23 protein-coding genes are annotated in these 26899 nt (G+C 74.1%); 13 read left to right on the top strand and 10 right to left on the bottom strand.

What is annotated here, in order from left to right:
* Nucleotide 1 precedes the first annotated feature (1 nt).
* Complete coding sequence (locus ASG49_RS16360) at nt 2-1258, top strand: chromosome partitioning protein (protein WP_156384393.1); 1257 nt, start codon at nt 2-4, stop codon at nt 1256-1258.
* Here ASG49_RS16360 and ASG49_RS16355 read toward each other — a convergent pair.
* Together ASG49_RS16355 and ASG49_RS16350 are read right to left on the bottom strand one after the other, a co-directional pair.
* Entirely contained in the window at nt 1209-2552 is a 1344-nt protein-coding gene (locus ASG49_RS16355; protein ID WP_235562136.1) for a hypothetical protein, read from the bottom strand. The two genes, ASG49_RS16360 and ASG49_RS16355, sit on opposite strands and share 50 nt — an antisense overlap.
* Nucleotides 2553-2555: 3 nt before the next feature.
* The gene (locus tag ASG49_RS16350; RefSeq protein ID WP_056543980.1) at nt 2556-3020 is read right to left on the bottom strand and encodes a hypothetical protein; all 465 of its coding nucleotides are present in this window, start codon (nt 3018-3020) and stop codon (nt 2556-2558) included.
* Between the two features lie 141 nt (nt 3021-3161).
* Between ASG49_RS16350 and ASG49_RS16345 the strand changes: the two genes are divergently transcribed.
* From ASG49_RS16345 to ASG49_RS16330, 4 genes are read left to right on the top strand one after another with little or no spacing between them, the layout of a single operon-like run.
* The gene (locus tag ASG49_RS16345) at nt 3162-4619 is read left to right on the top strand and encodes a wax ester/triacylglycerol synthase family O-acyltransferase (RefSeq protein ID WP_056543978.1); all 1458 of its coding nucleotides are present in this window, start codon (nt 3162-3164) and stop codon (nt 4617-4619) included.
* Nucleotides 4616-4939 (top strand): hypothetical protein, encoded by a 324-nt coding sequence (locus ASG49_RS16340; protein ID WP_056543975.1) that lies wholly within the window; start codon nt 4616-4618, stop codon nt 4937-4939. The genes ASG49_RS16345 and ASG49_RS16340 overlap by 4 nt, the downstream gene beginning before the upstream one ends.
* A gap of 51 nt (nt 4940-4990) precedes the next feature.
* Complete coding sequence (pruA, locus tag ASG49_RS16335) at nt 4991-6619, top strand: L-glutamate gamma-semialdehyde dehydrogenase (protein ID WP_056543971.1); 1629 nt, start codon at nt 4991-4993, stop codon at nt 6617-6619.
* Between the two features lie 5 nt (nt 6620-6624).
* Nucleotides 6625-6840: a hypothetical protein gene (locus ASG49_RS16330; protein WP_056543967.1), complete on the top strand. Its 216-nt coding sequence runs from the start codon at nt 6625-6627 to the stop codon at nt 6838-6840.
* Here ASG49_RS16330 and ASG49_RS16325 read toward each other — a convergent pair.
* Nucleotides 6822-7307, bottom strand: coding sequence for a DUF2505 domain-containing protein (locus tag ASG49_RS16325; RefSeq protein WP_056543964.1), 486 nt, complete (start codon nt 7305-7307; stop codon nt 6822-6824). The genes ASG49_RS16330 and ASG49_RS16325 overlap by 19 nt on opposite strands.
* Complete coding sequence (locus tag ASG49_RS16320) at nt 7304-7798, bottom strand: DUF2505 domain-containing protein (protein ID WP_162244538.1); 495 nt, start codon at nt 7796-7798, stop codon at nt 7304-7306. The genes ASG49_RS16325 and ASG49_RS16320 overlap by 4 nt, the downstream gene beginning before the upstream one ends.
* Before the next feature lie 19 nt (nt 7799-7817).
* Between ASG49_RS16320 and ASG49_RS16315 the strand changes: the two genes are divergently transcribed.
* From ASG49_RS16315 to ASG49_RS16295, 5 genes are all read left to right on the top strand, one after another.
* The gene (locus tag ASG49_RS16315; protein ID WP_235562135.1) at nt 7818-8654 is read left to right on the top strand and encodes a tryptophan 2,3-dioxygenase; all 837 of its coding nucleotides are present in this window, start codon (nt 7818-7820) and stop codon (nt 8652-8654) included.
* Nucleotides 8655-8731: 77 nt separating this feature from the next.
* Nucleotides 8732-13555, top strand: coding sequence for an NAD-glutamate dehydrogenase (locus ASG49_RS16310; RefSeq protein ID WP_056543953.1), 4824 nt, complete (start codon nt 8732-8734; stop codon nt 13553-13555).
* Between the two features lie 32 nt (nt 13556-13587).
* Nucleotides 13588-15018 carry an amidase gene (locus tag ASG49_RS18760; protein ID WP_235562134.1) on the top strand — a complete coding sequence of 477 codons (1431 nt, stop codon included), beginning with the start codon at nt 13588-13590 and terminating at the stop codon, nt 15016-15018.
* Nucleotides 15015-15914 carry an SDR family NAD(P)-dependent oxidoreductase gene (locus ASG49_RS16300; protein ID WP_235562133.1) on the top strand — a complete coding sequence of 300 codons (900 nt, stop codon included), beginning with the start codon at nt 15015-15017 and terminating at the stop codon, nt 15912-15914. Before ASG49_RS18760 ends, ASG49_RS16300 begins: the two co-directional genes overlap by 4 nt.
* An 8-nt stretch (nt 15915-15922) precedes the next feature.
* Nucleotides 15923-16753 (top strand): DNA-formamidopyrimidine glycosylase family protein, encoded by an 831-nt coding sequence (locus tag ASG49_RS16295; RefSeq protein ID WP_056543947.1) that lies wholly within the window; start codon nt 15923-15925, stop codon nt 16751-16753.
* Between the two features lie 77 nt (nt 16754-16830).
* Here the strand turns inward: ASG49_RS16295 and ASG49_RS16290 are convergent, their stop codons facing one another.
* The 4 genes from ASG49_RS16290 to ASG49_RS16275 form a co-directional block, all read right to left on the bottom strand.
* Entirely contained in the window at nt 16831-18366 is a 1536-nt protein-coding gene (locus ASG49_RS16290; RefSeq protein ID WP_235562132.1) for a S8 family serine peptidase, read from the bottom strand.
* Between the two features lie 145 nt (nt 18367-18511).
* Nucleotides 18512-19099 carry a class F sortase gene (locus ASG49_RS16285; RefSeq protein WP_056543941.1) on the bottom strand — a complete coding sequence of 196 codons (588 nt, stop codon included), beginning with the start codon at nt 19097-19099 and terminating at the stop codon, nt 18512-18514.
* Between the two features lie 10 nt (nt 19100-19109).
* On the bottom strand, nt 19110-20357 hold the full coding sequence (locus ASG49_RS16280; protein ID WP_056543938.1) for a hypothetical protein: 1248 nt from the start codon (nt 20355-20357) through the stop codon (nt 19110-19112).
* Nucleotides 20358-20435: 78 nt separating this feature from the next.
* A complete protein-coding gene (locus ASG49_RS16275; RefSeq protein WP_056543935.1) occupies nt 20436-21377 on the bottom strand; it encodes a Ku protein in 942 nt (313 codons plus the stop codon).
* A gap of 28 nt (nt 21378-21405) precedes the next feature.
* On the opposite strand from ASG49_RS16275, the gene ligD (ASG49_RS16270) reads away from it, so the two are divergent.
* The 3 genes from ligD (ASG49_RS16270) to ligD (ASG49_RS16260) are packed head-to-tail and all read left to right on the top strand — an operon-like array spanning nt 21406 to nt 23987.
* A complete protein-coding gene (gene ligD / locus ASG49_RS16270) occupies nt 21406-22356 on the top strand; it encodes a non-homologous end-joining DNA ligase (RefSeq protein ID WP_235562131.1) in 951 nt (316 codons plus the stop codon).
* Nucleotides 22357-22365: 9 nt separating this feature from the next.
* A complete protein-coding gene (locus ASG49_RS16265) occupies nt 22366-23073 on the top strand; it encodes a L,D-transpeptidase family protein (protein WP_056543932.1) in 708 nt (235 codons plus the stop codon).
* A gap of 2 nt (nt 23074-23075) precedes the next feature.
* A complete protein-coding gene (gene ligD / locus ASG49_RS16260; protein WP_056543929.1) occupies nt 23076-23987 on the top strand; it encodes a non-homologous end-joining DNA ligase in 912 nt (303 codons plus the stop codon).
* On the opposite strand, the gene ASG49_RS16255 is transcribed toward ligD (ASG49_RS16260), so the two are convergent.
* Both ASG49_RS16255 and ASG49_RS16250 read right to left on the bottom strand, forming a co-directional pair.
* The gene (locus tag ASG49_RS16255; protein WP_056543926.1) at nt 23977-24744 is read right to left on the bottom strand and encodes a hypothetical protein; all 768 of its coding nucleotides are present in this window, start codon (nt 24742-24744) and stop codon (nt 23977-23979) included. The genes ligD (ASG49_RS16260) and ASG49_RS16255 overlap by 11 nt on opposite strands.
* A 129-nt stretch (nt 24745-24873) precedes the next feature.
* Complete coding sequence (locus ASG49_RS16250) at nt 24874-26832, bottom strand: patatin-like phospholipase family protein (RefSeq protein ID WP_056543924.1); 1959 nt, start codon at nt 26830-26832, stop codon at nt 24874-24876.
* Nucleotides 26833-26899: the final 67 nt, after the last annotated feature.

Genomic DNA, 26899 nt, shown 5'->3' with positions numbered 1-26899 from the left:
GGTGGCGACAGCACCAGGCGCCCCGGCGCTGCGCGACCGGGTGCCGGTCCTCGTCGCGGCGGCGGGCGAGACGTGGGAGGCCCCGGCCCTGCGCGCGCTGGCCGAGGCCTCGGTGGTCGTGCTCAAGCGCTGCGTGGACCTGACCGACCTGCTGGCCAGCGCCTCGGCCGGCACCGTCGGCGTGGTCCTGGTCAGCGGCGAGCTGGCCGGGCTCGACGCCGACGCGGTGATGCAGCTGCTCCGGGTCGACGTCCGGTGCGTCGCGGTCGGCGGGGACGCCGAGGTGCTGGGCCGCCTCGGGGTGGTGGAGGTGCACCCGGCCGACGACCCCGCCGGGCTGCCCGAGGTGGTGCGGCGCGCGGTGCGGCAGGACCTGGTGCTCGACCCCGACCCGGAGCCCGAGAGCCGGCTCGAGGTCCGCGCCGACCGGGGCCGCACCGTCGTGGTGCACGGCCCCGCCGGCGCCCCGGGACGCACCCTGCTGGCGACGGGGCTCGCGGCCGAGCACGCCCGCCGCGGTGCGCCGACGGTGCTGGTCGACGCCGATCCGCACGGCGGTGCCGTGGCCCAGCACCTCGGGGTGCTCGACGAGGTGAGCGGGCTGCTGGCCGCCGCCCGCCTGGTCAACGCGGGCGGGCTCGACGCGCGCTCGTTCGCGCGGTGCCGCCGCGAGGTGGTGCCGGGCCTGGAGGTGCTGACCGGGCTGCCGCGGCCCGACCGGTGGGTCGAGGCCCGTCCGGGCGTCCTCGACGCCGTGCTCGAGCGGGCGGGCGAGGTGGGCGACGTGGTCGTCGACACCGGCTTCAGCCTCGAGGACGACGCCGACCTGGGGCGTGGGCTGGTCCGCAACCAGCTGACCCTCGACGCGGTGGCCGCCGCCGACCACGTCGTCGCCGTCGGGACGGCCGAGCCGGTCGGGCTGGCGCGGCTGGCCCGCACCCTGGTCGACCTGCGCGACCTGGCGCCCGTCCCGGTCACCGTGGTGGTCAACCGGATGCGCGACAGCCTGGGCTGGAGCAGGCGCGACATCCTCGGCATGGTCGAGGGCTACGTGCGCCCGGCGGGCGTGGTGTTCGTGCCCGACGACCGGGCCGCCGCCGACCGCGCCCTCGTCGCCGGCCGCTCGGTGGTCGAGGCGGGTGCCTCGCCCCTGGCCGCGGCGGTCGCCGAGCTCCACGACGTGGTGCTCGGCGACGTCGGTGACCCGGTCAGGCGCTCATCAGCAGGTAGAGGCCGGTGGCGGTGTAGACGACCATGATCACCAGCATGGCCAGCTGACCGGTCACGTGCCGGCGGGCCGGGAGCAGCGCGATGGCCCGGTCGTGCGCCGCGACGACGCCCACGACGTGGCCGAGCACGATGGCCAGCACCTTGAGCACGGCCAGCAGCGTGGGGTGGAAGGACAGGAAGTAGTTCACCGACCAGTCGCCGGTGCCCAGCAGGTCGTCGCCGCGCACCAGCGGGTCGCTGAGCTGGATCAGCGTCGTCTGTCCCTGCTCGACGAGGTAGGTCAGGTAGTGCGCGGTGAGGTAGCCGACCACGATCGGCACCACCGAGTGGGCGAGCAGCAGCGGCAGCTCCCGACGTCGTACGCCGCCCGGCCGCTCGTCGACCCGGGTGAGCCGGGCGGCGACGGTGAAGCTCACGCCGACCACCAGGCAGAACACCAGCAGCGCGACGGAGTTGAGCGGCACCTCGGGCAGCCCGGAGTCGCGCACCACCCGCTGCCAGAACAGGGTGTCGGCGTAGCTGTCGAAGGCCGTCGAGCCGAACAGCACCGCGACGACCGCGAGCAGCCCGGGCCGCGGCACGACCGTGGCGAGGTTGGCCAACGGGCTGCGCACCACGAGCCGCCCGGCGTCGTCGCGGCCCCACGGCGAGAGCCGGGCCAACAGGTCGGACCACACCTCGAAGGGGTCGGCCCGCGACAGCCAGGTGTCGCCGAAGACGGCTGCCCCGACCAGCATCACCGCGAGGTAGACCGCCAGCCAGACCCGCACCGAGCCGAGGTAGGCGCTGGTGGGGTTGACCAGCTCCTGCCACACGAACCCGAACAGGCCGATCGCCGCCGGCCAGTAGCCCCACCGAGCGGGGTACTCCGCCATCCCGGTGGCCGGGTCGCCGCCGGTGACGCGGGCGAGCAGGGCGTTGAGGGTGCGCACCGGGCTGACGGCGCGGGCGACGCGTCCGAGCAGCAGCGACAGCGGCACCACGCCGACCCAGACCAGGACGTAGAACGTGCCCAGCACCGGGTTGGTGACCAGGTCGGGTCCCCAGACCAGCGGCCAGACGAGGTAGCCGAAGAACAGCAGCCCCACCAGGCGCCATCCCCACGTCCACGCCGGGTGGTCGACGACGCGGGCCAGCAACGCGGGTGCGGGACGGGAGGGGTGGCCGTCGACGTAGCGCGGCCGGCGCCAGGCCAGCGCGAGCACGCAGAAGGAGACGACCAGCGCGGCCACGGCGCCACTGACGGCCAGTGGCAACGGGAGCGGGAGGTTCTGGGCGCCACCGAGACCGTGCTGGGGGACCAGCACCTGGGGGAGGAGCACCGCTCAGCGCACCTCGAGCCGGACGAGCAGCTGGCCGAGGTCGTGCGACTCGACGTCGACCACGCCGGGCCGGTCGAAGGTGAGCTCGTCCTCGGTGGTGCCGGCCTCGAAGGACAGCTCCTGCTCGGGGGTGGAGTGGATGTGCAGCTCGCCCGGGGCGTCGGACTCCACGCGCAGCGTGACCGGCTCGCCGATCGCGACCTGCATGGCCTTGCCCTGGGGCGAGGCGGTGCCGTCGGCGATCGTGATGGCCACGACGGTGCCCGCCTCCTCCGGATCGGAGGACGCCGAGGACCCGGACGACGGCGACGGGCTCGAGGACCCCGAGGACTCCGAGGCGGAGGCGCTCTCGGAGGCCGGGGGCGACGACGACGCCGGGTCCTGCGACGAGCCGCAGCCGGCGAGGAGCACCAGGGTCGACACGGTCAGGGCGGTCGGCCGGAGCAGCCGGCCGAGGGCGGGTGACATGGGACAACCTCTCGTGGTGGACGTCGTGCTGTCTCGCTGCGGAGTCTCTGCCAGACTCCCATGTGCCCCCGGCCGACCCAAGTCCTGCGGCCCTGCCCCACCGGTGGTGAGACCGATGCCACACCCGAGCGAGAGGCGACGATGAGCGAGCGGCTGCGCGCCAGCGACCTGGCGCTCCTGGCGGAGGAGACCGAGCGGACGCCGCTGCACAACGGCACCATCGAGATCTTCGACCCGCTGGACTCCGGCTTCGACTTCGACGCCCTGCTCGCGCACATCGACGACCGGATCGCGTTCGTGCCGCGCTACCGCCAGCGGGTGCGCTGGGTGCCGGGGCGCGTGGCCAACCCGGTGTGGGTCGACGACGAGGACTTCGACCTGAACTACCACGTGCGCCGCTCGGCGCTGCCCCGCCCGGGCAACCTCGAGCAGCTCGGCGAGCTGACGGCCCGCATCATGTCGCGTCGCCTCGACGTGGCCCGGCCGCTGTGGGAGATGTACTTCGTGGAGGGCCTCGAGGGCGGCCGCGTGGCGCTGCTGAGCAAGTCCCACCAGATCCTGGTCGACGGCATCTCCACCGTCGACCTCGGCCAGGTGCTGCTCGACGTCGACCCCGGGCCGCGCCCGTTGGTCCAGGAGGGCTGGGTGCCCTCCCACGAGCCCAGCCAGACCTCGCTGCTGCTCGGGGCGCTCGGCGAGTCGGTGCGCGACCCCCGGGTCGCGGCGGCGACGGTGCGCAGCAACGCCGAGGCCGTGGGGCGCGCCCTCGGGGGCACGCTGTCGCTGGCCGGCCAGGTCGCCGCCGGGGTCTCGGGCGGGCTGGCGGGGCGGCGTACGGTCCCGGACACGCCGTTCAACAAGGAGCCCTCGGCGCAGCGGCGACTGGTCTGCGTGCGGACCTCGCTCAAGGACTACCGCAAGGTCCGCCGGGTCCACGGTGGCACTGTCAACGACGTCATCCTGGCCACCCTGACCGGGGCGGTCCGGGCCTGGCTGATGACGCGGGCCGAGCCCGTCGGCGCCGGTCGTCGGCTGCGGTCGCTGGTGCCGATGAGCGTCATCGACGAGGAGCTCGAGCCCACCTCGCTGGGCTCCCAGGTCGTGGGCCACCTCGTCGACCTGCCGATCGGCGAGGGGTCGCCGGTGCTGCGGCTGCACCAGGTCTCCTACGCGCTGCGCGCCCACAGCGAGACCGGCAGGGCCGTGGCGGCCGACCGGATCGCCGGGGTGGCGGGCTTCGCGCCCACCACCTTCCACGCGCTCGGGTCGCGGGTCGCCTTCACCGAGGCCCGGCAGCAGGTCCACCTCGTGGTCACCAACGTCCCAGGCCCGCAGTTCCCGATGTACCTCGCGGGCGCCGAGATGGTGCAGACCTACCCCGTGCCGCCGTTGCTGCCGGGGTTCTCGCTCTCGGTCGGCGTGACCTCCTACGACGGGGCCGTCTACTACGGCATCACGGCCGACCGCGACGCGCTGCCCGACATCGAGGTGCTGGGCCAGTGCGTCCGCGAGGCCCTCGACGAGCTGGTCGACAGCGCCAGCGACACCCGTCCCCGCGCCCCCCGGGGCCGCGGCACTCGGCGCCCCGAGCAGCCGTGAGGATCTACCTCCCCAGCACCCTCGACCAGCTGGCGTCGTACGCCGCGGCGGGGGAGGTGCGCGACTACGACGAGCCGTTCGTGGCCGCCGACGACGACGAGGAGTCGGAGTACGACGCGCTGATGGCCGCGGCCGACGCCTCGGCCGACCTGCAGCCGGAGGGCGCGCGACGGGTGGTGCTCGTCGCCGAGGTCGGCCGCGAGGGCGACCCGGTGCCGCTGCGCCGGGTGGTGGCGGTCCACGCCGACCCCGAGGGCGCCGGGCCGGACGACGACCTGGCCTGGTTCGCCACCCAGGAGATCCCGGCCCTGCTGGCCTGACGGCGCCCGCGCGGTTGGTCGGCGTACGACGCGTCTGAGACGATCGCGAGCATGGACGCCATCACCACGCCGCCCGCCCCGGTCAACGAGCCCACGCTGCACTACGCGCCCGGCTCCACCGAGCGGGTGGAGGTCGAGGCGGCGCTGGCCCACCTGGCGGCCGCGCCGCGCGACCTCCCGGCGCACGTCGGCGGGGAGGCCGTCATGGGCGGCGGCGCCGAGATCGAGGTCGTGCAGCCGCACGCCCACGCCAAGGTGCTCGGCGTGCTGAAGAACAGCACCACCGCCGACGCCCGGGCCGCCGTGCAGGCCGCTGCCGACGCGGCGCCCATGTGGCGGGCGATGTCCTTCGACGACCGCGCCTCGATCATCCTCAAGGCCGCCGACCTCCTCGCCGGCCCGTGGCGTGCCACGCTCAACGCCGCGACCATGCTGGGCCAGTCCAAGTCGGTCTGGCAGGCCGAGATCGACGCCGCCTGCGAGCTGATCGACTTCTGGCGCTTCAACGTGCACTACGCCCGGCAGATCCTGGAGGAGCAGCCGCCGGCCAACGCACCCGGCGTCTGGAACCGCACCGACCACCGGCCGCTCGAGGGCTTCGTCTACGCGATCACGCCCTTCAACTTCACCGCGATCGCCGGCAACCTGCCCACCGCGCCGGCCCTGATGGGCAACACCGTGGTCTGGAAGCCCTCGCCGACCCAGCAGCTGGCCGCCAGCCTGACGATGGAGCTGCTCGAGGAGGCGGGCCTGCCCCCGGGCGTGATCAACATGGTCCCGGGCGACGGGCTCGCGGTCTCCGAGGTCGCCCTGGCCCACCCCGACCTGGCCGGCATCCACTTCACCGGCTCCACGCCGACCTTCCAGTCGCTGTGGGGCACAGTCGGGGCCAACCTGACCGGCTACCGCACCTACCCCCGCATCGTGGGGGAGACCGGCGGCAAGGACTTCATCGTCGCCCACCCCTCGGCCGACGTCGACGTGCTCCGCGTGGCGATGATCCGCGGCGCCTTCGAGTTCCAGGGCCAGAAGTGCTCGGCCGCGTCCCGCGCCTACGTGCCGCGCAGCGTCTGGTCGCGGCTCAAGGACCAGCTCGTCGCCGACACCGAGAACCTCACCATGGGCGACACCACCGACCTGTCCAACTTCATGGGCGCCGTCATCGACGACCGGGCGTTCGCCAAGCACGAGAAGGCGATCAGCCGGGCCCAGCGGTCCTCCAAGCTGGAGGTGGTGGCCGGCGGCCAGACCGACGACTCGGTCGGGTGGTTCGTGCGGCCCACGATCGTCGAGGCCGGCGACCCCGACGACGCGATGTTCTCCGAGGAGTACTTCGGCCCGATCCTGGCCGTCCACGTCTACGACGACGACCGGTTCGAGACCGTGGTGGACCAGATGGAGTCGGTCGCGCCGTACGCCCTCACGGGGGCGGTGATCAGCCAGGACCGCCGGGCCGTGGCCTGGGCGTCCGAGCGGCTGCGCTTCGCCGCGGGCAACTTCTACGTCAACGACAAGCCGACCGGTGCGGTCGTGGGCCAGCAGCCCTTCGGCGGCGGTCGCGCGTCGGGCACCAACGACAAGGCGGGGGCGCCGGTCAACCTGCTGCGCTGGACCTCGCCGCGCTCGATCAAGGAGACGTTCGTGCCGCCCAAGGACCACCGCTACCCCCACCTCGGCTGAGCGCGGTGGTCCCGCTCGCCGTCCCCCTGCACCTGGGTCCGCTGCACCCGGCCGAGCAGCTGCTGACGCTGCTGCTGGCGTTCGGGCCGTTCGTGCTGCTCGGTGTGACGATCTGGCTCAGCCGGCGTCGCGACGCGCGCGAGGACGAGCCCGCCCCGGTCCCGGCCCCGGACGCCGCGGGGCCGGGGACCGGGGCGGTGGATCAGGCGCCGGAGAGGTAGTCGCGCCCGACCTTGTTCTCCGCGCGCAGCGCCTTGGAGAGCATGTCGGCGATCAGGCCCTCGATCTTGCCGCCGGCCAGCGGGATGTTGACCTTGACGGCGAGGTTGACGGTCTCGGTGACGCCGTCGGGGTCCTCGGTGAGCAGGGCGGTGCCGCTCATCTCGCCGGGCTTGCCCGGGATGGCGACGTGGATGTCGCCCTTGGCCGGGCTCAGCCAGTCCTCGGTCTGCACGATGTTGATCTCGTCGCCGACGAACTTCTTGGCGAAGCCGGGGATGCCCTGCGCCGCCTGCACCTGGTCGATGGTGACGCCCATCCGGTCGCCCTGCCGGTCGACGGTGACGGTGTGCCGCTTGACGCCCTGGTAGTCGCACACCCGCTCGCGGAACGCAGGGTCCGCCAGCATCTCGTGCACCTGCTCCAGGGTGGCGCCGTCGTAGCGGAGCTCCTCGGTGACCTTCTTCATCCACGCTCTCCTCTCAGCCAGGCCTCGCCGACCTGCTGCTCGGTGTCCATGCCGGCCGCGACCAGCCCGCCGATGAAGCCTGCCAGGCGCCCTCCCAGCAGCGGGACCCGGACCTCGACGTCGGCCTCCACGCGCTGGCGCGTCAGGTCGCCGTCGGCCGACAGGACGACCCTGCCGGTCACGGTGACGGGCAGCCCGGGGAGCTCGACCACGACGGTGCCGCCGCGGGCGTCCGACCACTCCTCCAGCTGCACCAGCCGCACCGTCTCGCTCACGAACCGTCGGGCGACCTCGGGCACGCCGCGGGTCGGCTGCAGCTGGTCGATGCGCACGCTGATGCCCTGCTCGTCCGGACCGTTGCGCACGATCGAGACGTCGGCGGTCAGCACCCCCTGGGCGACCGCCGACCGGCGGCGGAAGTCCTCGTCGGCCAGCATGGCGAAGACCTCGTCGGGCGAGGCGCGGTAGGTGATCTCGTGACGGAGCTGCACGAGGCGCATCATGTCAGCCATGACACCGGCAGAGCCCCCGGACGAGACGTTCGTCAGCTTCGGCGAGGAGGCCGTGGCGGAGGGGCAGCGCGAGCGCCAGCTGACCTACGGCAGCTACCTCCGGCTCGAGGACCTGCTCGACGCCCAGCACCTCGAGTCCGACCCGCCGGCCCACGACGAGCTGCTCTTCATCACCGTCCACCAGGTCTACGAGCTGTGGTTCCAGCAGCTGCTGCACGAGGTCGAGGCGGTGCGCGACGCGCTCGCGGCGGGTGAGGGCCGGGTGTGGTGGGCCCGGCACCTGATGAACCGCGTGCACGTCGTCGAGCGGGTGCTGGTGCAGCAGGTCGACGTGCTGGAGACGATGACGCCGCAGGACTTCCTGGAGTTCCGCCAGCGCCTCGCCCCGGCCAGCGGCTTCCAGTCGGTGCAGTTCCGTGAGCTGGAGTTCCTCTCCGGCGCCAAGGACCCGGGCTACCTGAAGCGTTTCCGAGGCATCACCGCCGCCGAGCGGTCGCGGCTGGACCGGCGGCTGGCCGAGCCCTCGCTGTGGGACGTCTTCGTCGGCCTCGTCGCCGCCCGCGGCCTCCCCGTCGACGACGACGCGACCCTCACGGCGTCGCTGCGCACGGTCGCCCACGACCGCGGCACCCACGGCGAGGTGTGGGCGCTGGCCGAGGCACTGGTGCTGCACGACGAGCTCGCCGCGGCCTGGCGGGCGCGGCACGTGGTGATGGTCGAGCGGATGATCGGCTCGCGGTCCGGCACGGGCGGGTCGACCGGTGCGACGTACCTGCGCAGCCGGCTGGACCTGAAGTACTACCCGCTGCTGTGGGAGCTGCGCTCGGCCCTGTGACGGCCGGGATCGCGACGGCACGGCGTCCGGGCGCGGCCCGGTTGGTGACCTGGCTCACCTCGTCCTAACCTCGGAGGGTGACGGCGCTGGAGCAGGACAAGTCCGAGCTGATCGACCGCGTGTGCGACGTCGCGCGGGGCGCGGCGGGGGCCGCACCCGCGGGGGTGGACGTCGCGGAGGTGATGACCGCCTTCTACCGCCACGTCGCGGCCGAGGACCTGCTGGAGCGGGAGCCGCAGGACCTCTACGGCGCGGTGATGGCCCAGCTGCGGCTGGCCCGGGAGCGTCCGCAGGGCACCGCCGCGGTCAAGGTGTTCACCCCGTCGGTGTCGGTCAACGGCTGGGCGGCGGGCGGGCACACCGTGGTCGAGGTCGTCACCGACGACATGCCGTTCCTCGTCGACTCGGTCTCGATGGCGCTGGACCGCTCCGAGCACGACGTGCACCTGGTGGTGCACCCGCAGGTCGTCGTACGACGCGACATGGCCGGCGCGCTGCAGGGCGTCCTCGACGAGCAGAGCAGCACCGAGGACCACGACGTTGCCCGCGAGTCGTGGATGCACGTGGAGATCGACCGCGTGGCCGACGAGGACCTGCCCGCGATCACCGAGCAGCTGACCAAGGTGCTCCAGGACGTGCGCGACGCCGTCGAGGACTGGTCGCGGATGCACGCCCAGGCCGGCCGCATCGTGGAGCGGCTGCGCTCGGACCCGCCGCCGCTGCCGGAGGCCGAGCTCGCCCAGGGCGCCTCGCTGCTGGAGTGGCTGGCCGAGGACCACTTCACCTTCCTCGGCTACCGCGAGTACGCCCTGCGCGCCACCGACGAGGGCGACATCCTGGTCAGCGTGCCCGGCACCGGCTTCGGCATCCTGCGCGCCGATCCCGCCACACCGCGTCCGCTGCCCGGCCCCGTGGCCCGGCACGCCCGGGACCCCCACCTCCTCGTCCTGGCCAAGGCCAACTCGCGCGCCACCGTCCACCGCCCGGTCTTCCTCGACTACGTCGGCGTCAAGGTGTTCGGGGACGACGGCGCGGTGGTGGGGGAGCAGCGGTTCCTGGGGCTGTTCTCCTCGGCCGCCTACACCGAGTCCGTACGCCGGATCCCGGTGCTGCGCGAGAAGGCGGCCGCCGTCATCGACGAGGTCGGCCTGGACCCCACCAGCCACGCCGGCAAGGCGCTGATGGACGTGCTGGAGACCTACCCCCGCGACGAGCTGTTCCAGACGCCGCTGGAGGACCTCGTCCCGATCGCCTCGCAGGTGATGCTGACCCGCGAGCGTCGCCAGCTGCGGTTGTTCGTGCGCCGAGACCGCTACGCCCGCTTCCACTCCTGCCTGGTCTACCTGCCCCGCGACCGCTACAACACCGCCGTGCGCGAGCGGATCGCGGCGATCCTCACCGAGCGGCTGCACGGCGACAGCATCGAGTACACCGCCCACGTCGGGGAGTCGTTCGCCGCCCGGCTGCACTTCGTGGTGCGTCCCGCCGAGGGGGAGGCGCTCGCCGACGTCGACGTCGCCGACCTGGAGCGCCGCTGCGCCGAGGCGGCCCGGTCCTGGCGCGACGACTTCGTGCACGCCGTCGTGGCGGCGTACGGCGAGGAGCAGGGCAGCCGCCTCGCCCGGACCTACGCCGGGTCCTTCCCGGAGGCCTACAAGGAGGACTACCTCCCGGTCACCGGGGCCAACGACCTCGGTCGTCTCGAGCAGGTCACCGGCGACGACGGTCTCGGCCTCTCGCTCTACCAGGACGTCGCCGCCCCCGCGGGCGAGGCGCGGCTGAAGGTGTTCCGGGTGGGGTCGCCGCTCTCGCTGTCGCAGGTGCTGCCGATCCTGTCCACGATGGGCGTCGAGGTCGTCGACGAGCGGCCCTACGAGCTCGAGGGGCTGCCGCGGGAGTCGTTCATCTACGACTTCGGGCTGCGCTACCACCGGCCCTGGCCCGACCACGTGCGCGAGCGCTTCCAGGACACGGTCGCCGCGGTGTGGGACGGCCGCAACGAGAGCGACGGGTTCAACGCCCTGGTGCTCACGGCCGGGCTGACCTGGCGCCAGGCCACCGTGCTGCGGGCCTACGCCAAGCACCTGCGCCAGGGCGGCACGCCGTTCGCCCAGGACTACATCGAGGGCGCGCTGCAGGGCAACGTCGACATCACCCGCGCCCTGGTCGCGCTCTTCGAGGCGCGCTTCGACCCCGGCACCCGCCACGAGATCCCCGCCGACGGCGAGGCACGGGTCGCGCGGTGCACCGAGATCGAGGAGCGGATCAGCCGCGCGCTGGAGGAGGTCACCAGCCTCGACCACGACCGGATCCTGCGCTCCTACCTGGCCATGGTGAAGGCGACGCTGCGCACCAGCTACTACGTCACCGACGCCGAGGGCCGACCGCTCGACCGGCTCTCGTTCAAGCTCGACCCCGCGGCGATCCCCGACCTGCCGGCCCCGCGGCCGAAGTTCGAGATCTTCGTCTACTCGCCCCGCGTCGAGGGGGTGCACCTGCGCTTCGGTGCCGTCGCGCGTGGCGGGCTGCGCTGGTCCGACCGCCGCGACGACTTCCGCACCGAGGTGCTCGGGCTGGTCAAGGCGCAGATGGTCAAGAACACCGTGATCGTGCCGGTCGGCGCCAAGGGCGGGTTCTTCGCCAAGCGGCTGCCCGACCCGGGCGACCGGGAGGCATGGCTGGCCGAGGGCGTCGCGGCGTACACCTCCTTCATCTCGGGGCTGCTCGACCTCACCGACAACCTCGTCGACGGGCCGGACGGCCGCGAGGTCGTGCCGCCCGCCCGGGTGGTGCGCCACGACGACGACGACCCCTACCTGGTGGTCGCCGCCGACAAGGGCACCGCGACCTTCAGCGACATCGCCAACGGCGTCTCGCAGCAGTACGGCTTCTGGCTCGGCGACGCGTTCGCCTCCGGCGGCTCGGTGGGCTACGACCACAAGGCGATGGGCATCACCGCGCGCGGCGCGTGGGTCTCGGTGCGCCGTCACTTCCGCGAGATGGGGGTCGACTGCCAGCGCGAGGACGTCACCGCGGTCGGCGTCGGCGACATGTCGGGCGACGTGTTCGGCAACGGGATGCTCTGCTCCGAGCACATCCGGCTGGTCGCGGCGTTCGACCACCGCGACGTGTTCGTCGACCCCGACCCCGACGCGGCCACGTCGTACGCCGAGCGCAAGCGGCTCTTCGACCTGCCCCGCTCCTCCTGGCAGGACTACGACACCTCGCTGATCAGCCGGGGCGGCGGGGTGTGGTCGCGCAGTGCCAAGTCGATCCCGGTCAGCGCCGAGATGCGGGCGGCCCTCGGCCTGCCCGACGGCACGGTGCGGATGACGCCGGCCGAGCTGCAGCGCGCGATCCTGCTGGCGCCGGTCGACCTGCTGTGGAACGGCGGCATCGGCACCTACGTGAAGTCGGCGGCCGAGACCCACGCCCAGGCCGGCGACAAGGCCAACGACGCGATCCGGGTCGACGGCGCCGAGCTGCGGGTGCGCTGCGTCGGCGAGGGCGGCAACCTCGGCCTCACCCAGCTCGGCCGCATCGAGTACGCCCGCGAGGGCGGCCCCGACGGGGCCGGCGGCCGCATCGACACCGACTTCATCGACAACTCGGCCGGCGTCGACACCTCCGACCACGAGGTCAACATCAAGATCCTGCTGGACCGGGTCGTCAGCGAGGGCGACCTGACCGGCAAGCAGCGGGGCACGCTGCTGGCCTCGATGACCGACCAGGTCGCGCAGCTGGTGCTGGCCGACAACTACGAGCAGAACCTCGCCCTCGCCAACGCCGAGTCGCTCGCGCCCGCCCTGCTGCACGTGCACGAGGACTGGATGCGGACGCTCGAGAAGGCCGGTGTCCTCGACCGCGAGCTGGAGGGCCTGCCCAGCCGTCGGGCCGTGGCCCGGCTGCGCGAGCGCGGGCAGGGGCTGACGGCGCCGGAGCTGGCGGTGCTGATGTCGTGGACCAAGATCGTGCTCGCCGAGCAGCTCCTGGCCAGCGACCTGCCCGACGACCCCTACTGGCGCGGCGAGCTCTTCGGCTACTTCCCTTCCGGCATGCGCCAGGGCTACCGCTCGCACATGGAGGCCCACCAGCTGCGTCGCGAGATCGTGGTGACCCAGGTCGTCAACCAGCTGGTCAACGCCGCGGGCATCACCTACGCCCACCGGCTCTCGGGCGAGGCCGGGGCGAGCACCGCCGACCTCACCAAGGCCCACTTCGTGGCCCGCGAGATCTTCGGCGCCGACCGGCTGCGCGCCGACATCGCCGAGCTGGACCACGTGGTCGACGCGGCGGTGCAGACCCGGATGCGGCTGGAGGTGCGCACGCTGGTCGAGCGGGGCGCGCGCTGGCTGCTCGACGGACGTCGGATCGAGGAGGACACCGACACCCTCGTCGACACCTACGAGGTGGTGGTCGAGAAGGTCATGGCCGAGCTCGCGTCGCTGCTGCAGGGCGAGGAGCTCGAGGCCTTCGAGGCCCGGCGCGACGAGCTGGTCGGGCTCGGCGTGCCCGAGCCCCTGGCCGCCCGCGTCGCCGTCTGCCCCCCGGCCGCGATGCTGCTCGGCGTGGTCGAGACCGCGGTGCGCGACGAGCGCGACCCGCTGGAGGTGGCCCGCACCCACATGGAGGTCGGCGCGCACCTCGGTCTGCCGCGCCTGCTGTCGCTCATCCTGCGGCTGCCGCGGGAGGACCGCTGGCAGTCGATGGCCCGCGCGGCGCTGCGCGACGACCTCCACGCGGTGCACGCCCGGCTGACGGCCAAGGCGCTGGCCGGCGACCCGCCCCCGGAGCGCGACGTGGAGCAGGCGGTGGCCGGGCTGGCCGAGATCTGCTCCGACGACGAGGCCGACCTCGCCCGCGTCTCGGTCGCGCTGCGGGTGGTGCGCAGCCTGCTCTGAGCTGCCGGGTGGGTCCGGACTAGCCTCGGTGCGTGACCCCTCCCGACACCGGCCTGATGGACCTGGAGGCGGCCGAGCTGGCGCGCCGCACGACCGCGGGGGAGGTGTCGGCGTCGGCGCTGGTCGAGGCCTCGCTGGTGCGCATCGCCGAGCGCGACCCGCTGCTCAACGCCTTCTCGGTCGTGCTGGCCGACGCCGCCCGGTCCGAGGCCGCCGAGCGCGACGCGGCCCGCGACCGCGGCGAGGCGCTCGGCCCGCTCCACGGCGTGCCCGTCGCGGTCAAGGAGGAGCTCGACGTCGCGGGCTGCGTGACGACCTTCGGCGGCCGCGCCAACACCACCCCGTGCGCGGCCGACGCCGAGGTCGTCGCCCGGCTCCGTCGGGCCGGGGCCGTGGTGGTGGGCAAGACGCGGATGCCGGAGTTCGGGCAGTGGCCCTTCACCGAGTCCGTCGACGGCGGTCGCACCCTCAACCCCTGGGACCCGCGGCACACCCCGGGCGGCTCCAGCGGCGGCACCGCCGTCGCCGTCGCCGCCGGGATGGTGCCCGTCGCGATCGGCGGCGACGGAGGTGGCTCGATCCGGATCCCGTCGGCCTGCTGCGGGCTGTTCGGCCTCAAGCCGCAGCGCGGCCGGGTGAGCACCGCGCCGCACCCGCACCTGTGGTGGGGCCTGGGCACCGTGGGGCCGCTGGCCCGCTCGGTGCGCGACTCCGCGCTGGTCTACGACGTCGTCCGCGGCACCACGCACGCCGACCGCTTCACCGCCACCGAGCCCGCGACCTCGTTCGTCGAGGCCGCCGCCACCGAGCCGGGGCGGCTGCGGATCGGCTGGTCGACCCGGTCGCAGCTGCCGCTGCGGCATCCCGACGAGGTCGACGCCGCCGCCGTGCGCGACACCGCCACGCTGCTCGCCGACCTCGGCCACGACGTGCGCGAGGTGCGACCGCGCTACCCCGACGCCACGGCGGCGTTCCTGCCGCAGTTCTTCGGCGGCGTCCGTGACGAGGCCGACCGGGTCGAGCACCCCGACCGGCTGGAGCGGCGTACGCGCCAGACGCTGCGGCTCGGACGCTGGGCCTCGCGCAGCGTCGTCGAGCGCGGGCTGCGGGCGGGGGAGCGGCTGCGGGAGAAGGCCGACCGGATCTTCGACGACGCCGGGATCGACGTGCTGCTGACCCCGACGCTGGGGCAGCGGCCGCCCCGGGCGGGGGTCCTCGACGGCATCGGCGCCGTGCGGGCGATGTGGGTCGCGCAGCCGATGATCGCCCACTGCGCGCTGTGGAACCTCACCGGCCAGCCCGCGGCCGCGGTGCCGGCCGGGCTGGCTCCCGACGGGCTGCCGCTGTCGGTGCAGCTGGTCGGACGCCCCGGCGCGGAGACCACGCTGCTCGCGCTGTCGGCGCAGCTCGAGGCGGCGCGGCCGTGGACCATGCCCGAGCCGGCCCGGTGGGAGCACGCGTGACCGACCTGCTGCTCACGCCCCGCGCGCTGCTGCGCCGCCACGTCGTGGCCCCCCTCGCCGCGGCCGTGGGTCGACCGCTGCCCAGCCCGCTGCGCGGCCAGGTCGTCCTGGTCACCGGCTCCTCCTCGGGGGTGGGCGAGGCGACCGCGCTCGAGGTCGCCCGGCGCGGCGCTACCGTGCTGTGCGTGGCGCGCCGCCGCGCCGAGCTCGACCGGGTGGTCGCGGAGGTCCGGGCCGAGGGCGGCGAGGCCCACGGCTACGTCTGCGACCTGACCGACGCCGCGGCCGTCGACGCCCTCGTGCAGCAGGTCGAGGCCGAGCACGGCCGGGTCGACCTGCTGGTCAACAACGCCGGACGCTCGATCAGGCGGTCGCTGGAGCTGTCCTACGACCGCGTCCACGACTTCGAGCGGACCATGGCGGTGAACTACTTCGGCCCGGTCCGGCTGACCCTGGGGCTGCTCCCGGGGATGCGGCGGCGCGGTCACGGCCACGTCGTCAACGTGGTCACGTGGGGCGTGCAGCTCAAGGCGCCCAAGTTCGCGGCGTACATCGCCTCCAAGACCGCGCTCGACAGCTTCGCCCGCATCGCCGGCCGGGAGACCTGGGCCGACGGCGTGACCTTCACCAACGTGCGGCTCGACCTGGTGCGCACCGACATGATCGCGGCCACCGACGCCTACCGCCGCGCACCCGCGAAGTCGCCGGAGCAGGCCGCCGCGATGGTGGTGCGGGCGCTGGAGGACCGTCCCGTGACGGTCTCGACGCTGGCGGGACAGCTGGGCGAGGTGCTCAACCTCGTCGCTCCCCGGCTGCTCGACGCCGGCTGGGCCGCGGCGGCCGCCAGGATGCCGGACTCCGCGGCGGCCCGGGGCGGCACGGACCGGTCGGCTTAGATGGGGGCGTGCCCGAGGGAGACAGCGTCTGGAAGCTCGCGCGGCGCCTCGACCGGCAGCTGCTGGGGCGCGAGGTGGTCCGCTCGGACTTCCGGACACCGCGCCTGGCCACCAAGGACGTCTCCGGGCGGACGATCACCGAGCACGCGACCCACGGCAAGCACCTGCTGACCCGTCTCGACGACGGCCTGACGCTCCACAGCCACCTGCTCATGGACGGGGCGTGGTCGGTCACCGGTCCCGGCAAGCGGCTGCCGGCGCGGATGATGCGCGACGTGCGCCTGGTCCTGGAGACCTCCGAGCGCACCACGGCCTGGGGGCTGCGGCTGCACCAGCTCGAGATCGTGCGCACCCGCGACGAGCACCGCATCACCGGTCACCTGGGGCCCGACCCGCTCCACGAGGACTGGGACCCGGCCGAGGCCGTACGCCGCCTCGGTGCCGAGCCCGTACGCCCGCTGGTGGCCGCGCTGCTCGACCAGCGCCTGGTCGCCGGGCTCGGCAACCTCTGGGTCAACGAGCTGGCCTTCCTCACCGGGGTCAGCCCGTGGACACCGGTGGGCGAGGTCGACCTCGCCCGCCTCGTCGACCGGGCGGCGGTCGCGCTGCACCGGTCGGCCACCGTCGAGGGCGCCTACCAGGTGACGACCGGCAACACCGCCCGCGGCGAGACCCACTGGGTCTCGGGACGGCAGCGGCGACCCTGCCTGCGCTGCGGCACCACGGTGCAGATGGTCGAGGAGGTCGCGGGCGACCCCGAGCAGCGGCGCACCTGGTGGTGCCCGACCTGCCAGCCCGGGCCCGTGCCCGCGGCGCGTGCGGGGCACCGCCCGCGCTGAACGCCCCCGCTGGACGCCCGCCGGACGCACCGCGGCCGCGCCACCCGGTGGGTGACGCGGCCGCGGAGAGGGGCGGGTCAGCGCACGGCGTCGAGGGCGTCGACCATGCCCTCGCCGAAGTAGCTGTTGTCCTCCGGCGTGCCGACGCACGCGGGTCCGGCCGTGGACGCGCTGCACGGCTTGTCGTCGGCCTGGGCCCGCAGCGCCGCCACCATCTGGGCGGGGGTGCGCTCGGGGTGGGCCGACTTCATCAGCGCGAGCACGCCCGCGACGTGCGGGGAGGCCATCGAGGTGCCGCTCTTGGTGCCGTAGCCGTTGCCGGCCACGATCGTGGAGAGGATCGTCGAGCCGGGGGCGGCGACGTCGATCTTGCCCAGGCCCCGGTTGGAGAAGCTCGACAGCCGGCTCTGGCCGCTGCCGGCCGGGAACTGCTGCACCGAGGAGACGGTCACGACGCCGGGCAGCTCGGTCGGGATGTCCTCGCAGCCGCTGTTGAGCTGTCGGTCGACGGTGGCGCCGTCGTCGGGGCTGGTGGTGTCGCGGGTGTTGGTGGCGAGGTCGGTCGAGGCGTTGCCCGCGGCGGCCGCGGAGACGACGCCGCGGTCCTCGGACCACGCGACCGCGCGGCGCACGGCCTCCTTGGCGGCGTGCTGGTCGACCTGGTCGTCGCAGTAGTACATGAACGGGTCGACGTAGTAGCTGTTGTTGGTCACGTCCATGCCCTGCTGCGCGGCCCACATGAAGCCGCACACGGCGTACTCGGGGTAGATGAAGCCGTCGTCGTTGACGACCTTGACCGAGGCCATCCGCACGTTGGGCGCCACGCCGACGATGCCGACGCCGTTGCGCGCCGCGGCGATGGTGCCGGCGACGTGGGTGCCGTGGTCGCTCGTCGTGGGGTACCAGCCGGTGGCCGAGGTGTCCGGACGGCCCGCCGCGGAGCAGTTCACCGAGCTGCGGGTGTCGATGTTGGGGGCCAGGTCGGGGTGGTCGGGGTCGATGCCGGAGTCGAGGACGCCGACGAGCACGTTGCGGTTGCCGTCGGTGATGCGGTGCGCCTGGTCGGCCTTGATCATCCGCAGGTCCCACTGCTCGGACTCACGCGGGTCGCTCGTCGTGGCCACGGTGGGCTCGCTGCCGACGTCGCCGTTGGTGGCCTTCTTGGCGCCCTTCTGGTAGCCCGAGGCGCCGGGGCCCCACGGGGCCTGGGCGGCCGTGGGAGTGCCCTCGGTGACCGCGACGCTGCGGGTGGCACCGACCGACTCCAGCGCGCGGCCAGAGGCCTTCGCGACGTCGGCCCGGAAGTCGCCGTTGCGGGAGTGTGCGACGACGACGCCGATCGCGGGCCACGACTGCACGACCACGCCACCGGAGCGCTCGACGGCCCGCTCGACGAGACGGGTCTGGCCGGGGTTGGCGGTGCGGGCGTTGAGCAGGTAGCTGGAGACCTGGCCTTCGGGGGTGAGCATCGGGACCGGCGTCGAGCGGGGCTCGTCGGCGGCCGAGGCCTGGGTGGCGGGCAGGCCGCCGAGGAGGGCGGCGCCGAGGGCGGCGCCGGCGGCGACCGCCGCGACGGAGCGTCGTCGCGTGACGAGGTGGGCCATGGGGGGCATGGGGAACCTTTCCGAGATGTCCGAGATCCGAGTACGGCGCACGGGGCGCCGTCGGCCATCCTGCGCACCCCGCGGCGGGTGCGGGAACCGTCTGGAGCCGATCGTTACCGCTCCGAGTCCCGGACCCGAGCCCCCGTCGGGCGGGTCAGCTCTGGCGTACGCCGAGGGGCCGCGCGAAGGCCACGACGTTGCTCTCGAAGTCCGTCCCGTTCCAGTCGGTGCAGGTGATCAGCACCAGCCGCGTCTGCCGCCGGTCCTGGCCGAAGAGCGCCTTGGACCGTTCGGCCAGCTCGGCCTTGCTCAACGTCACCACGCGGGTGGTGCGGTAGACCATGGCGCCGCGGGGCGTGACGACCCGGACCACCTGTCCGGGACGCAGCTCGCCGAGCCGGTCCAGCACTCCACCGCCCGTGTGGACGGTGTGGCCGGTGAGCACGGTCTGGCCGCGGGTGGCGCCCGGGCGCACGCTGCGCTTCCACCAGCCGACGACGTCGACGTCCGCGGGCGGGTCGAGCACGCCCGAGGGGCTGACCTCGATGGGGGTGATCGGCGCCCGGACACCGAGCGCCGGCACCACGAGCCGGGTGGGCTTGGCGGGCGACGACAGCGGCCGGAAGTCGCCGGCGGGCGCCGCTGCCCCTGAGGGCAGCACCGCGCCGAAGCCGACCAGGCCGACGGCGAGGACGAGCAGGACGCTCGCGAGGCGGGAGAGCGCGTGGTCGAGGAGGCTCACGTCGACCGCCTCAGCCGAGGTGACGACGGACGCCGAGCACCCCGGCGATCGCGATCAGCAGGCCGGCGAGGGCGACGCCGGTGAGGGGGGCCGCCTGGGCGAGCCGCGCCGAGAGCGTCGTGGTGGCCGGTCCCTCCACCCCGGCGGACACCGCCGTGGGGAGCTCGGGCACGGCCTGCTTCGGCGCGGGCGCCGGCGCGGCCTCGGTCGGCACGCGGTCGGCGGGGCCGCAGTTGGCGTTGCCGACCCGGACGTCGGCCAGGCTGGCGCCCACGGCGCCGGCCGCGGCGGGCAGCACCTGGGCGTGCAGCGCGCTCACGCGGATGGAGTCGCTCGTCGGGCGGCTCTGCTCGTTGAGGGTGACGCTGAGCAGGGTGTCGCGGAGGGGCTCGAGCTGGCCGTCGAGGTTGGATCGCACCTGCGCGACGATCTGGTCGCGCACGGGGTCGATGGCGTCGGCCAATGGGCCCGTGGCCTCGTCCAGACCCTCGCGGAGCTGCGTCGAAGCGGCATCGAGCACGAGAGCCACGACCTCGCTGAGGTCGGTGGTGACCTCGGTGTTGGGCGCAGGGTTCGCGGGGATGTCCACCACCTTGACGTCTCGGCCACCACCGCTGAGCACCAGAGCCGCGTTGGCGAGGCTCGCGGTCCCCGACGGAGAGCCGCCGTCGACGCGGCACCGACCCTCGATGGCGTCGAAGCGCAGGGTCAGACCCAGTGGGCCGACGGCCTCGTCCACCTGGCCCAGAGCGTCGCGAAGGATCCCGTCCAGCTGGCCGCGACCGTCACCCAGGGTGTCGAGGAGCGCACCGAGTCCGTCGGGCAGCGGGAGCTGCTCGGGCGGCTCCAAGCCCAGACCGGCCAGGTCCACGCTGCTCAGCGAGCCCGTGACCGTGTCGCCCGGGGTGAGGCACGAGCCGTCGCCGATCTGGACGATGCCGCCACCCGCGCCGGCGACCCCGGCGCACGCGGCGGAGAAGCCGTCGCCCGCGGTGGCCTGCTGGGTCAGCACGCCGAGGTCGACGAAGTCCTGCGAGAACGGCGACGGCGAGGGCTGCGTCTCGCCGGTGCGCGACTCCTGGCCGTCGTAGGTCGCACCGGCCGTGCCGGTGCCCTGGCCGTTGCCGGCGATCGACACCGTGAGGGCGTTGGCGTCCGCGCGCGAGACCACCGTGGCAGCGGTCGCGGGCGCCGCAGCGAGGGCGGTGAGGACGACGGCGCCGCCGGCGGCGAGCAGGCGGGTGCTGGTGCGGGTCATGCTGGTGGTTCCCTCCCCTGGGGCACGCCACAGCGGCGTACGTCGGTCACAACGGCCGACGCGACCCGGGGTTACGCCTCAGCTGGCCTTCTTCGCGGGCTTCTTCGCCGGGGTCTTCTTGGCGGTGCTCTTCTTGGCGGCGGCCTTCTTGGCCGGGGTCTTCGCGGCCGACTTCTTGGCGGCCGGCTTCTTCGCGGGCGCCTTCTCGGTGGTCTGGTCCTCGTCGGCGGCGGGTGCCTTCTCGCCGCGGGAGGTGCGGGCGGCGTCGACGCTGCGCTGCAGGGCGGCGAGCAGGTCGACGACCTCGCCGGAGGACTTGCGGGTCTCCGGCGTGCGCTTGACCTCGCCGCCCTCGATCTTGGCCTTGACGAGCGCCTCGAGCGCCTCGCGGTAGTCGTCCTCGTAGTCGTCGGCGTCGAAGTCGCCGGCGAGGGTCTCGACCAGCATCTGCGCCATCTTGACCTCGGCGGGCTTGGCCTCGCTGGTGTCGACCGACCCGAAGTCGGCCTTGCGGATCTCGTCGGGCCACATCATGGTCTGCATCACGATGACGTCGTCGCGCACCCGCAGCACGGCCAGCGACATCCGGTTGCGCAGCGACACCGTCACCAGCGCCATCCGGTCGGCGGCCTCGAGGGCCTCGCGCAGCAGGGCGTAGGGCTTGGCCCCCGACTTCTCGGGCTCGAGGTAGTAGGACTTCTCGAACAGCATCGGGTCGATCTGCTCGCTCGGCACGAACTTCTCGACGCTGATCTCGCGGCTGCTGCTGGCCGGCAGGTCGGCCATGTCCTCGTCGGTGAGGATGACCATCTCGCCGTCCTCGGTCTGGTAGCCCTTGGCGATGTCGGCGTACTCCACCTCCTCGCCGTCGAGGCTGCAGACGCGCTGGTACTTGATGCGGCCGCCGTCCTTGGCGTGGACCTGCCGGAAGGTGACGTCCTTGCTCTCGGTGGCGGAGTAGAGCTTCACCGGGACGCTGACCAGCCCGAAGGAGACCGCACCCTTCCAGATCGCACGCATGGGTCCAGGATGCCCGCCCAGGGGGCAGGTGCGCCAGACTGGCGCGGTGCTGCCGATGCTCGCGACCAAGGGGGACCACGTGCCCGCCGGCGAGGGCTGGGCGCACGAGGTCAAGTGGGACGGGATGCGGGTCCTGGTGGACGTACGCCGCTCCGGCGTGCGGGTGTGGTCGCGCAACGAGAACGACGTGACGGTGTCGTTCCCCGAGCTGCAGGCACTCGCCGCGCTGGGGCTGCCCGACGTGGTGCTCGACGGCGAGGTCGTGGCCCTGACCGACGGGGTGCCGTCGTTCGGGGCACTCGCCGACCGGATGCACGTGCGCGACGCCGCCCGCGCCCAGCGGCTCGCCGAGCGCAACCCGGTCACCCTGATCGCCTTCGACCTGCTGTCGGCCGACGGCGAGGAGCTCCTGGAGCGCCCGCTGTCGGAGCGCCGGGCCCGGCTCGAGGGGGTCGGCCTCGACCACCCGGTGGTCGCCGTGCCCCCGACGTACGCCGACGGCGCGGTGCTGCTCGACGCCGCGGAGCAGCAGGGCCTCGAGGGGGTGGTCAGCAAGCGGCTGTCCTCGCGCTACCACCCCGGCCGGCGCAGCAGGGACTGGCTGAAGTTCCCGATCCGTCCGACCGCGTCCTACGTCGTGGGCGGCTTCCGCTGGGAGACCGGCTCGGAGCACCGGCTCGGTGCGGTGCTGGTCGGTGAACCGACGGCGTCGGGCCTGCACTTCCGGGGGCGGGTCGGGAGCGGGATCGCGGGCAGGGCGGGCGTCGTGCTGGCCGAGCTGCTCGCCCCGCTGCGCACGTCGACCTCGCCCTTCGCCGAGGAGCTGCCGCGGCTGGACCGGCAGGGCACGGTCTGGGTCGAGCCACGCCTCGTGGTCGACGTGCAGCACCTCGCGCTGACCACCGACGGCCGCCTGCGGCAACCGGCCTACCGCGGCGTCCGCGGCGACCTCGACCCCGACGACCTGCTCGGTGCGTAGCGTGGCCCCGTGAGCCGACCGCGCCCCGCCGCACTCCTCGTCGCCCTGCTCGCCGCCGTGCTGCTCGGCACCGGCCTCACCGCGCCCGCGTCCGCGGCGACGCGGGTCATCCTCGACGGCGTCGCCGTCGCGCTGCCCGCGGGGAGCACCCAGGTCGTCACCGTCAACCGCACCCGCTCCTGGCACGCCCGCGTCGTGCTGTGGCAGCGCACGGCCTCGGGGTGGACGGTGCTCGCCCGTGCCCGCGACGGCCGCGTCGGCCACGGCGGCCTGGTCGCCGGTGCGGAGCGTCGGCAGGGGACGGGCACCACGCCGCTGGGCACCTACTCGTTGCTCGAGGGGTTCGGGACGCACGCGCGCGAGGCGGCGTGGCGGCTGTCCTACCGCCGCGTCGCCGCGGGCGACTACTGGGTGCAGGACAACGCCTCGGCCCACTACAACCGCTACCGCAGCAGGACCCAGGGCGGGTTCCGCTGGTGGCTGCGCACCGGCGACGACACCTCCGAGCGGCTCGGTGACTACCCCGTGCAGTACGAGTACGCCGTGAACACCGGCTTCAACCAGGCGCAGGTGCGGCACCGCGGCGCCGGCATCTTCCTGCACGTGAACGGCCGCGGCGCCACCGCCGGGTGCGTCTCCGTGCCGCGGTGGTTCATGCGCACGACCTTCGCGCGCCTGGACCCCGCCCGCCACCCCGTGATCGCGATCGGGCGCTGAGCGTGGCGGCCCAGGAGCGCACCGAGACCCGCGTCGAGGTCGACGGCCGGGTGCTGACGCTCGTCAACCTCGAGAAGGTGATGTACCCCCGTACCGGCACCACCAAGGCCGAGGTGCTGCACTACTACGCCCAGGTCGCGCCGGTGATGCTGCCGCACCTCGCGGACCGTGCCGTGACCCGGATCCGCTGGCCGCACGGCACCGGGGACGCGAGCTTCTTCGAGAAGAACGCGCCGTCGGGCACCCCGTCGTGGGTGCGCACGGTGGCGGTGCCGACCACCGGGTCGCGCTCGGCGTCGGGGGAGGACGGCGAGCTGCGCTTCCCGGTCGTGGACTCCCTGGCCACGCTCACCTGGCTGGTCAACCTGGCCGCGCTCGAGCTGCACGTCCACCAGTGGACGGTCACCCGCACCGGACGCCCCCGCAACCCCGACCGGCTCGTGATCGACCTCGACCCGGGCGAGCCGGCCGGCCTGATGGAGTGCGCGCAGGTCGCGCTGCTGGTGCGGGAGCGGCTGGCCGAGGACGGCCTGGAGACGGTGCCGGTGACGAGCGGGTCCAAGGGCCTCCACCTGTACGCCGGCCTCGCCGGCGACCTCTCCGCCGACGAGGTCCGCGACTACGCCAAGGAGGTCGCCGAGGACCTCGAGCGGTCGCACCACTCGCTCGTGGTCAGCCAGATGACCAAGGCCCGACGCGGCGGCAAGGTGTTCCTCGACTGGTCGCAGAACACCGGCTCGAAGACCACGATCGCGCCGTACTCCCTGCGTGGCCGGGAGACGCCCACCGTCGCCGCGCCGCGGACCTGGGAGGAGGTCGAGGCCGGCGCCGAGGACGTGCTGGGGCTGGAGCACCTGCGCTACGACGAGGTGCTGGCGCGCATCGCCGAGGAGGGCGACCTGTTCAGCGCCTGAGGCGGCGCCGGTCGGCCCGCGAGCCGGTCGCCGGCACGGTCTCGAGCAGCCAACGCGCGAGATCGTCGCTGGTGTGGCCCATCAGCGAGCAGTCCACCCCCATGTCGTCGGTGCCGACGCGGACCTCCTTGCGGCGGAACGGCCGGGGGCACGGCTGCCGGTGCACGGAGGTGTGGACGACGACGAGGACCCGGCCGCCGTCCTCGGTGCCGAACACGTCGGCGACGTCGGACCGGTCGCACCGCTCGCGGCCCCAGTCGGTGTCGTGGACGACCTCGCGCTCGGTCAGCCACAGGGCCTCGTTGTGTCGGCGACCGGTCAGGGCGAGGCCGGCCCGGGCCAGGAACCACAGGCCGACCGCGAGGGGGACGAGGCTCCAGAGCAGCAGCTCGGTGGTGCTGGTCGTGGCCAGCGCGAACACCAGGACCCCGAGGGTGCCCAGTGCGGCGTCGGTCGCGACGTCGAACCACCACTGCAGCGGCCAGGCGCGGAACAGCACGGCCGGCTCACCGTCGAGGGTGGCCTCGCGCCCCGCGGGCATCCGGCGGGTGAGGACCAGGGCGACGGCCAGGACGAGGCAGGCCAGCCCGGCGAACGCCGTGTAGGCCGCGACCAGCTGCATCGCGAGGACGTCGCGGGGCACGGCGACCACGATCACCGTCACGAAGAACGCGGCGCCGACGGCGATGGCCAGGAAGGTCAGCACGTGCTGCCACTTCGACCAACCGCGGAACCGGGAGACGGGAGGCAGGACCACGTCGGCATGCTAGGGCCACCGGAGGTCCGAGAGGGCTGGATCTCCGCCACCCCCGGGACACGGCGGTCGATCCTGCCCGACGCCAGCATGCCCCATCCCAGATGCGGTCAAACCGGACGCGAGGGTCGATCAGCGTGGTCCGGGGGCCTTCCCCGCCCGGTCGCTGGGCACCAGCCGCATCTGGGGTCGCGGCTCGGGCGCGCCCCGGGTGAAGGCGTCGGACGGCTCGGTCGTCCACTCCTCGGCCGTGTCGAGCAGGCCCTCGGTGCGGCGGTTGACCGCCTCCCGGCGTACGTCGTCGAGGGGGTACGACGGCAGCGGCGCGTCGGCCGGCGTGCCGTCGTCGTCGATCCCCACCCAGCGGGCGTACGGCGTGGTGCCGGGCAGCACCGTCTCGTAGCCGGCCCGGAACGACCCCAGCACGTCGGAGAACGCCGCGCCGGCGGTGCGGAACCGCAGCCAGCGGTGGCTGTCCCACCCTGGTGCGGGCACGACTCCGGGCTGGTCGCCGGCGTAGCGCCTGACCAGCCGCTCGGCCGCCCCCGCCCCGCGCTCGGACAGCGCCATCACGACCGACTCGGGCATGTTGAGGTTGAGCCCGCCCTCGGTCTCGTCGTGGAGCACCGTGACGATCCGGTCGCGGTAGCCCGGCATCGCCAGCTGGGCCTCGTCGACCCAGGTGCGCGCGGTCTCCACGATGCTGCCGAAGAAGGTCAGCAGCAGGCCCAGGCCGGAGCCCTCCCACACCGTCTGGCGGCGGGCGACCTGCTCGTCGTCCTCGGGCAGGTCGGAGTTCTGGTCCTCGTCCGGGCTCTTGGGCCGCTCGGGCGGGAACTCCGCGAGGTTGATGGCGAAGGTGGGGCGCCGGGGGAGCGCGGCGTCGAAGAAGTGCAGCGGCAGGTTGGCGCAGATGCCGCCGTCGGAGAACCAGTTGACCTGGGCCTCGCGGGCCGGCAGGTCGGCGACCGCGTCCTCGGGCGAGCAGGTCGGGTCGGCGTCGAAGCGGGCGGCCGCCTGCTCGCGGCAGGTCCGGTTGACCGTGCGCCGCTCGTCGTAGGCGTGCAGCGGGACGGCGGCGATCAGTCCGGGGAAGCTCAGGCTCATCCGGACCGCCACGACGACCGGGAGGTCGTTCGGAGCGGGGAACGGCAGCAGCCGCGGCTCGCGACCGCCCGCGTGCAGCCGGTGCACCGCGCGGATCCAGTCGTCGCGGTCCGGCGGGGTCTCGGGCGTCGGGTCGACGTGCTCCATCCGGTCGACCACGGCGGCGGGGAACAGGGTGCGGAAGTGGGCGGGCTCCCACCAGTACTCGTCGTCGACCAGCGGCATCGTCAGCGGCTGCCGTCGCGAGAGGTTGGTGGTCATCAGCTGCAGCCGCACGCCGACGGTCTCGAGGTCGCCGAAGGTCACGGGCGGGTCGTCGGGGGTGCGCCCGGCCAGGTGCTGGAAGGTCTCGTGCAGCCAGGGCGTGAGCGCCGGGGTCCTCGCCCCCGGCGGGGTGGCGCCCGAGGAGAGCCCGAAGCCGACCTCGGGCAGGTCGGCGAGGTCACGCAGCGCGCCGTACGCCGTGCCGACCGCCAGGCCGACGACCGCCACCACCAGCCCCGCGACCAGGCAGACCCAGGCGGCGGGCCCGCCGAGGACGAACCCGAGGACGACGAGCACCACGCCCAGAGCGGCCCCGGCGGCGGCGTACGGGAGCCAGGCGCGGAGCGCGGCGCCGACCATCGCGAGCGCTCGTCCGCGGCCCGACGTGCCGAGGCCGGCGGTTACCAGGGCGAACAGCCGCCGCATCCGCGGCTGCGGGGCGAACAGCGTGAACAGCCGGCTGCGGCCCGGCTCGACCGTCTCGGTCAGCAGCCGGGGGAGCGCGGTGAGCTTCTCGAAACCGCCGCTGGTGCGGCCGAGCTCGGCGCAGGCGGCGGCCGCGGCGGCGATGGCGCCGGCCGAGGCCCCGCCCACCGAGCGCAGCCGGTAGACGCGGGAGAGCGCGGTGACGGCGAGGGGGTAGACGACGCCGCTGGTGATGCCGCCCTTCATCACCAGGTCGCACTCGAGCGGGGGGCCCGGGGGTGGGGCAGCGGTCACGGCGGTCTCCTTCGTCCCGCTCATCCTGGCCCGGTGGCGGGTCCGTGACCAGGACGCGACCGCGGCG

Origin of the sequence: Marmoricola sp. Leaf446 (assembly GCF_001424755.1) — a bacterium.
In the GTDB taxonomy this organism is placed as follows: domain Bacteria; phylum Actinomycetota; class Actinomycetes; order Propionibacteriales; family Nocardioidaceae; genus Marmoricola.
The sequence above is the reverse complement of the archived record's forward strand: the minus strand, read 5'-3'. Positions and strand labels throughout refer to the sequence as shown.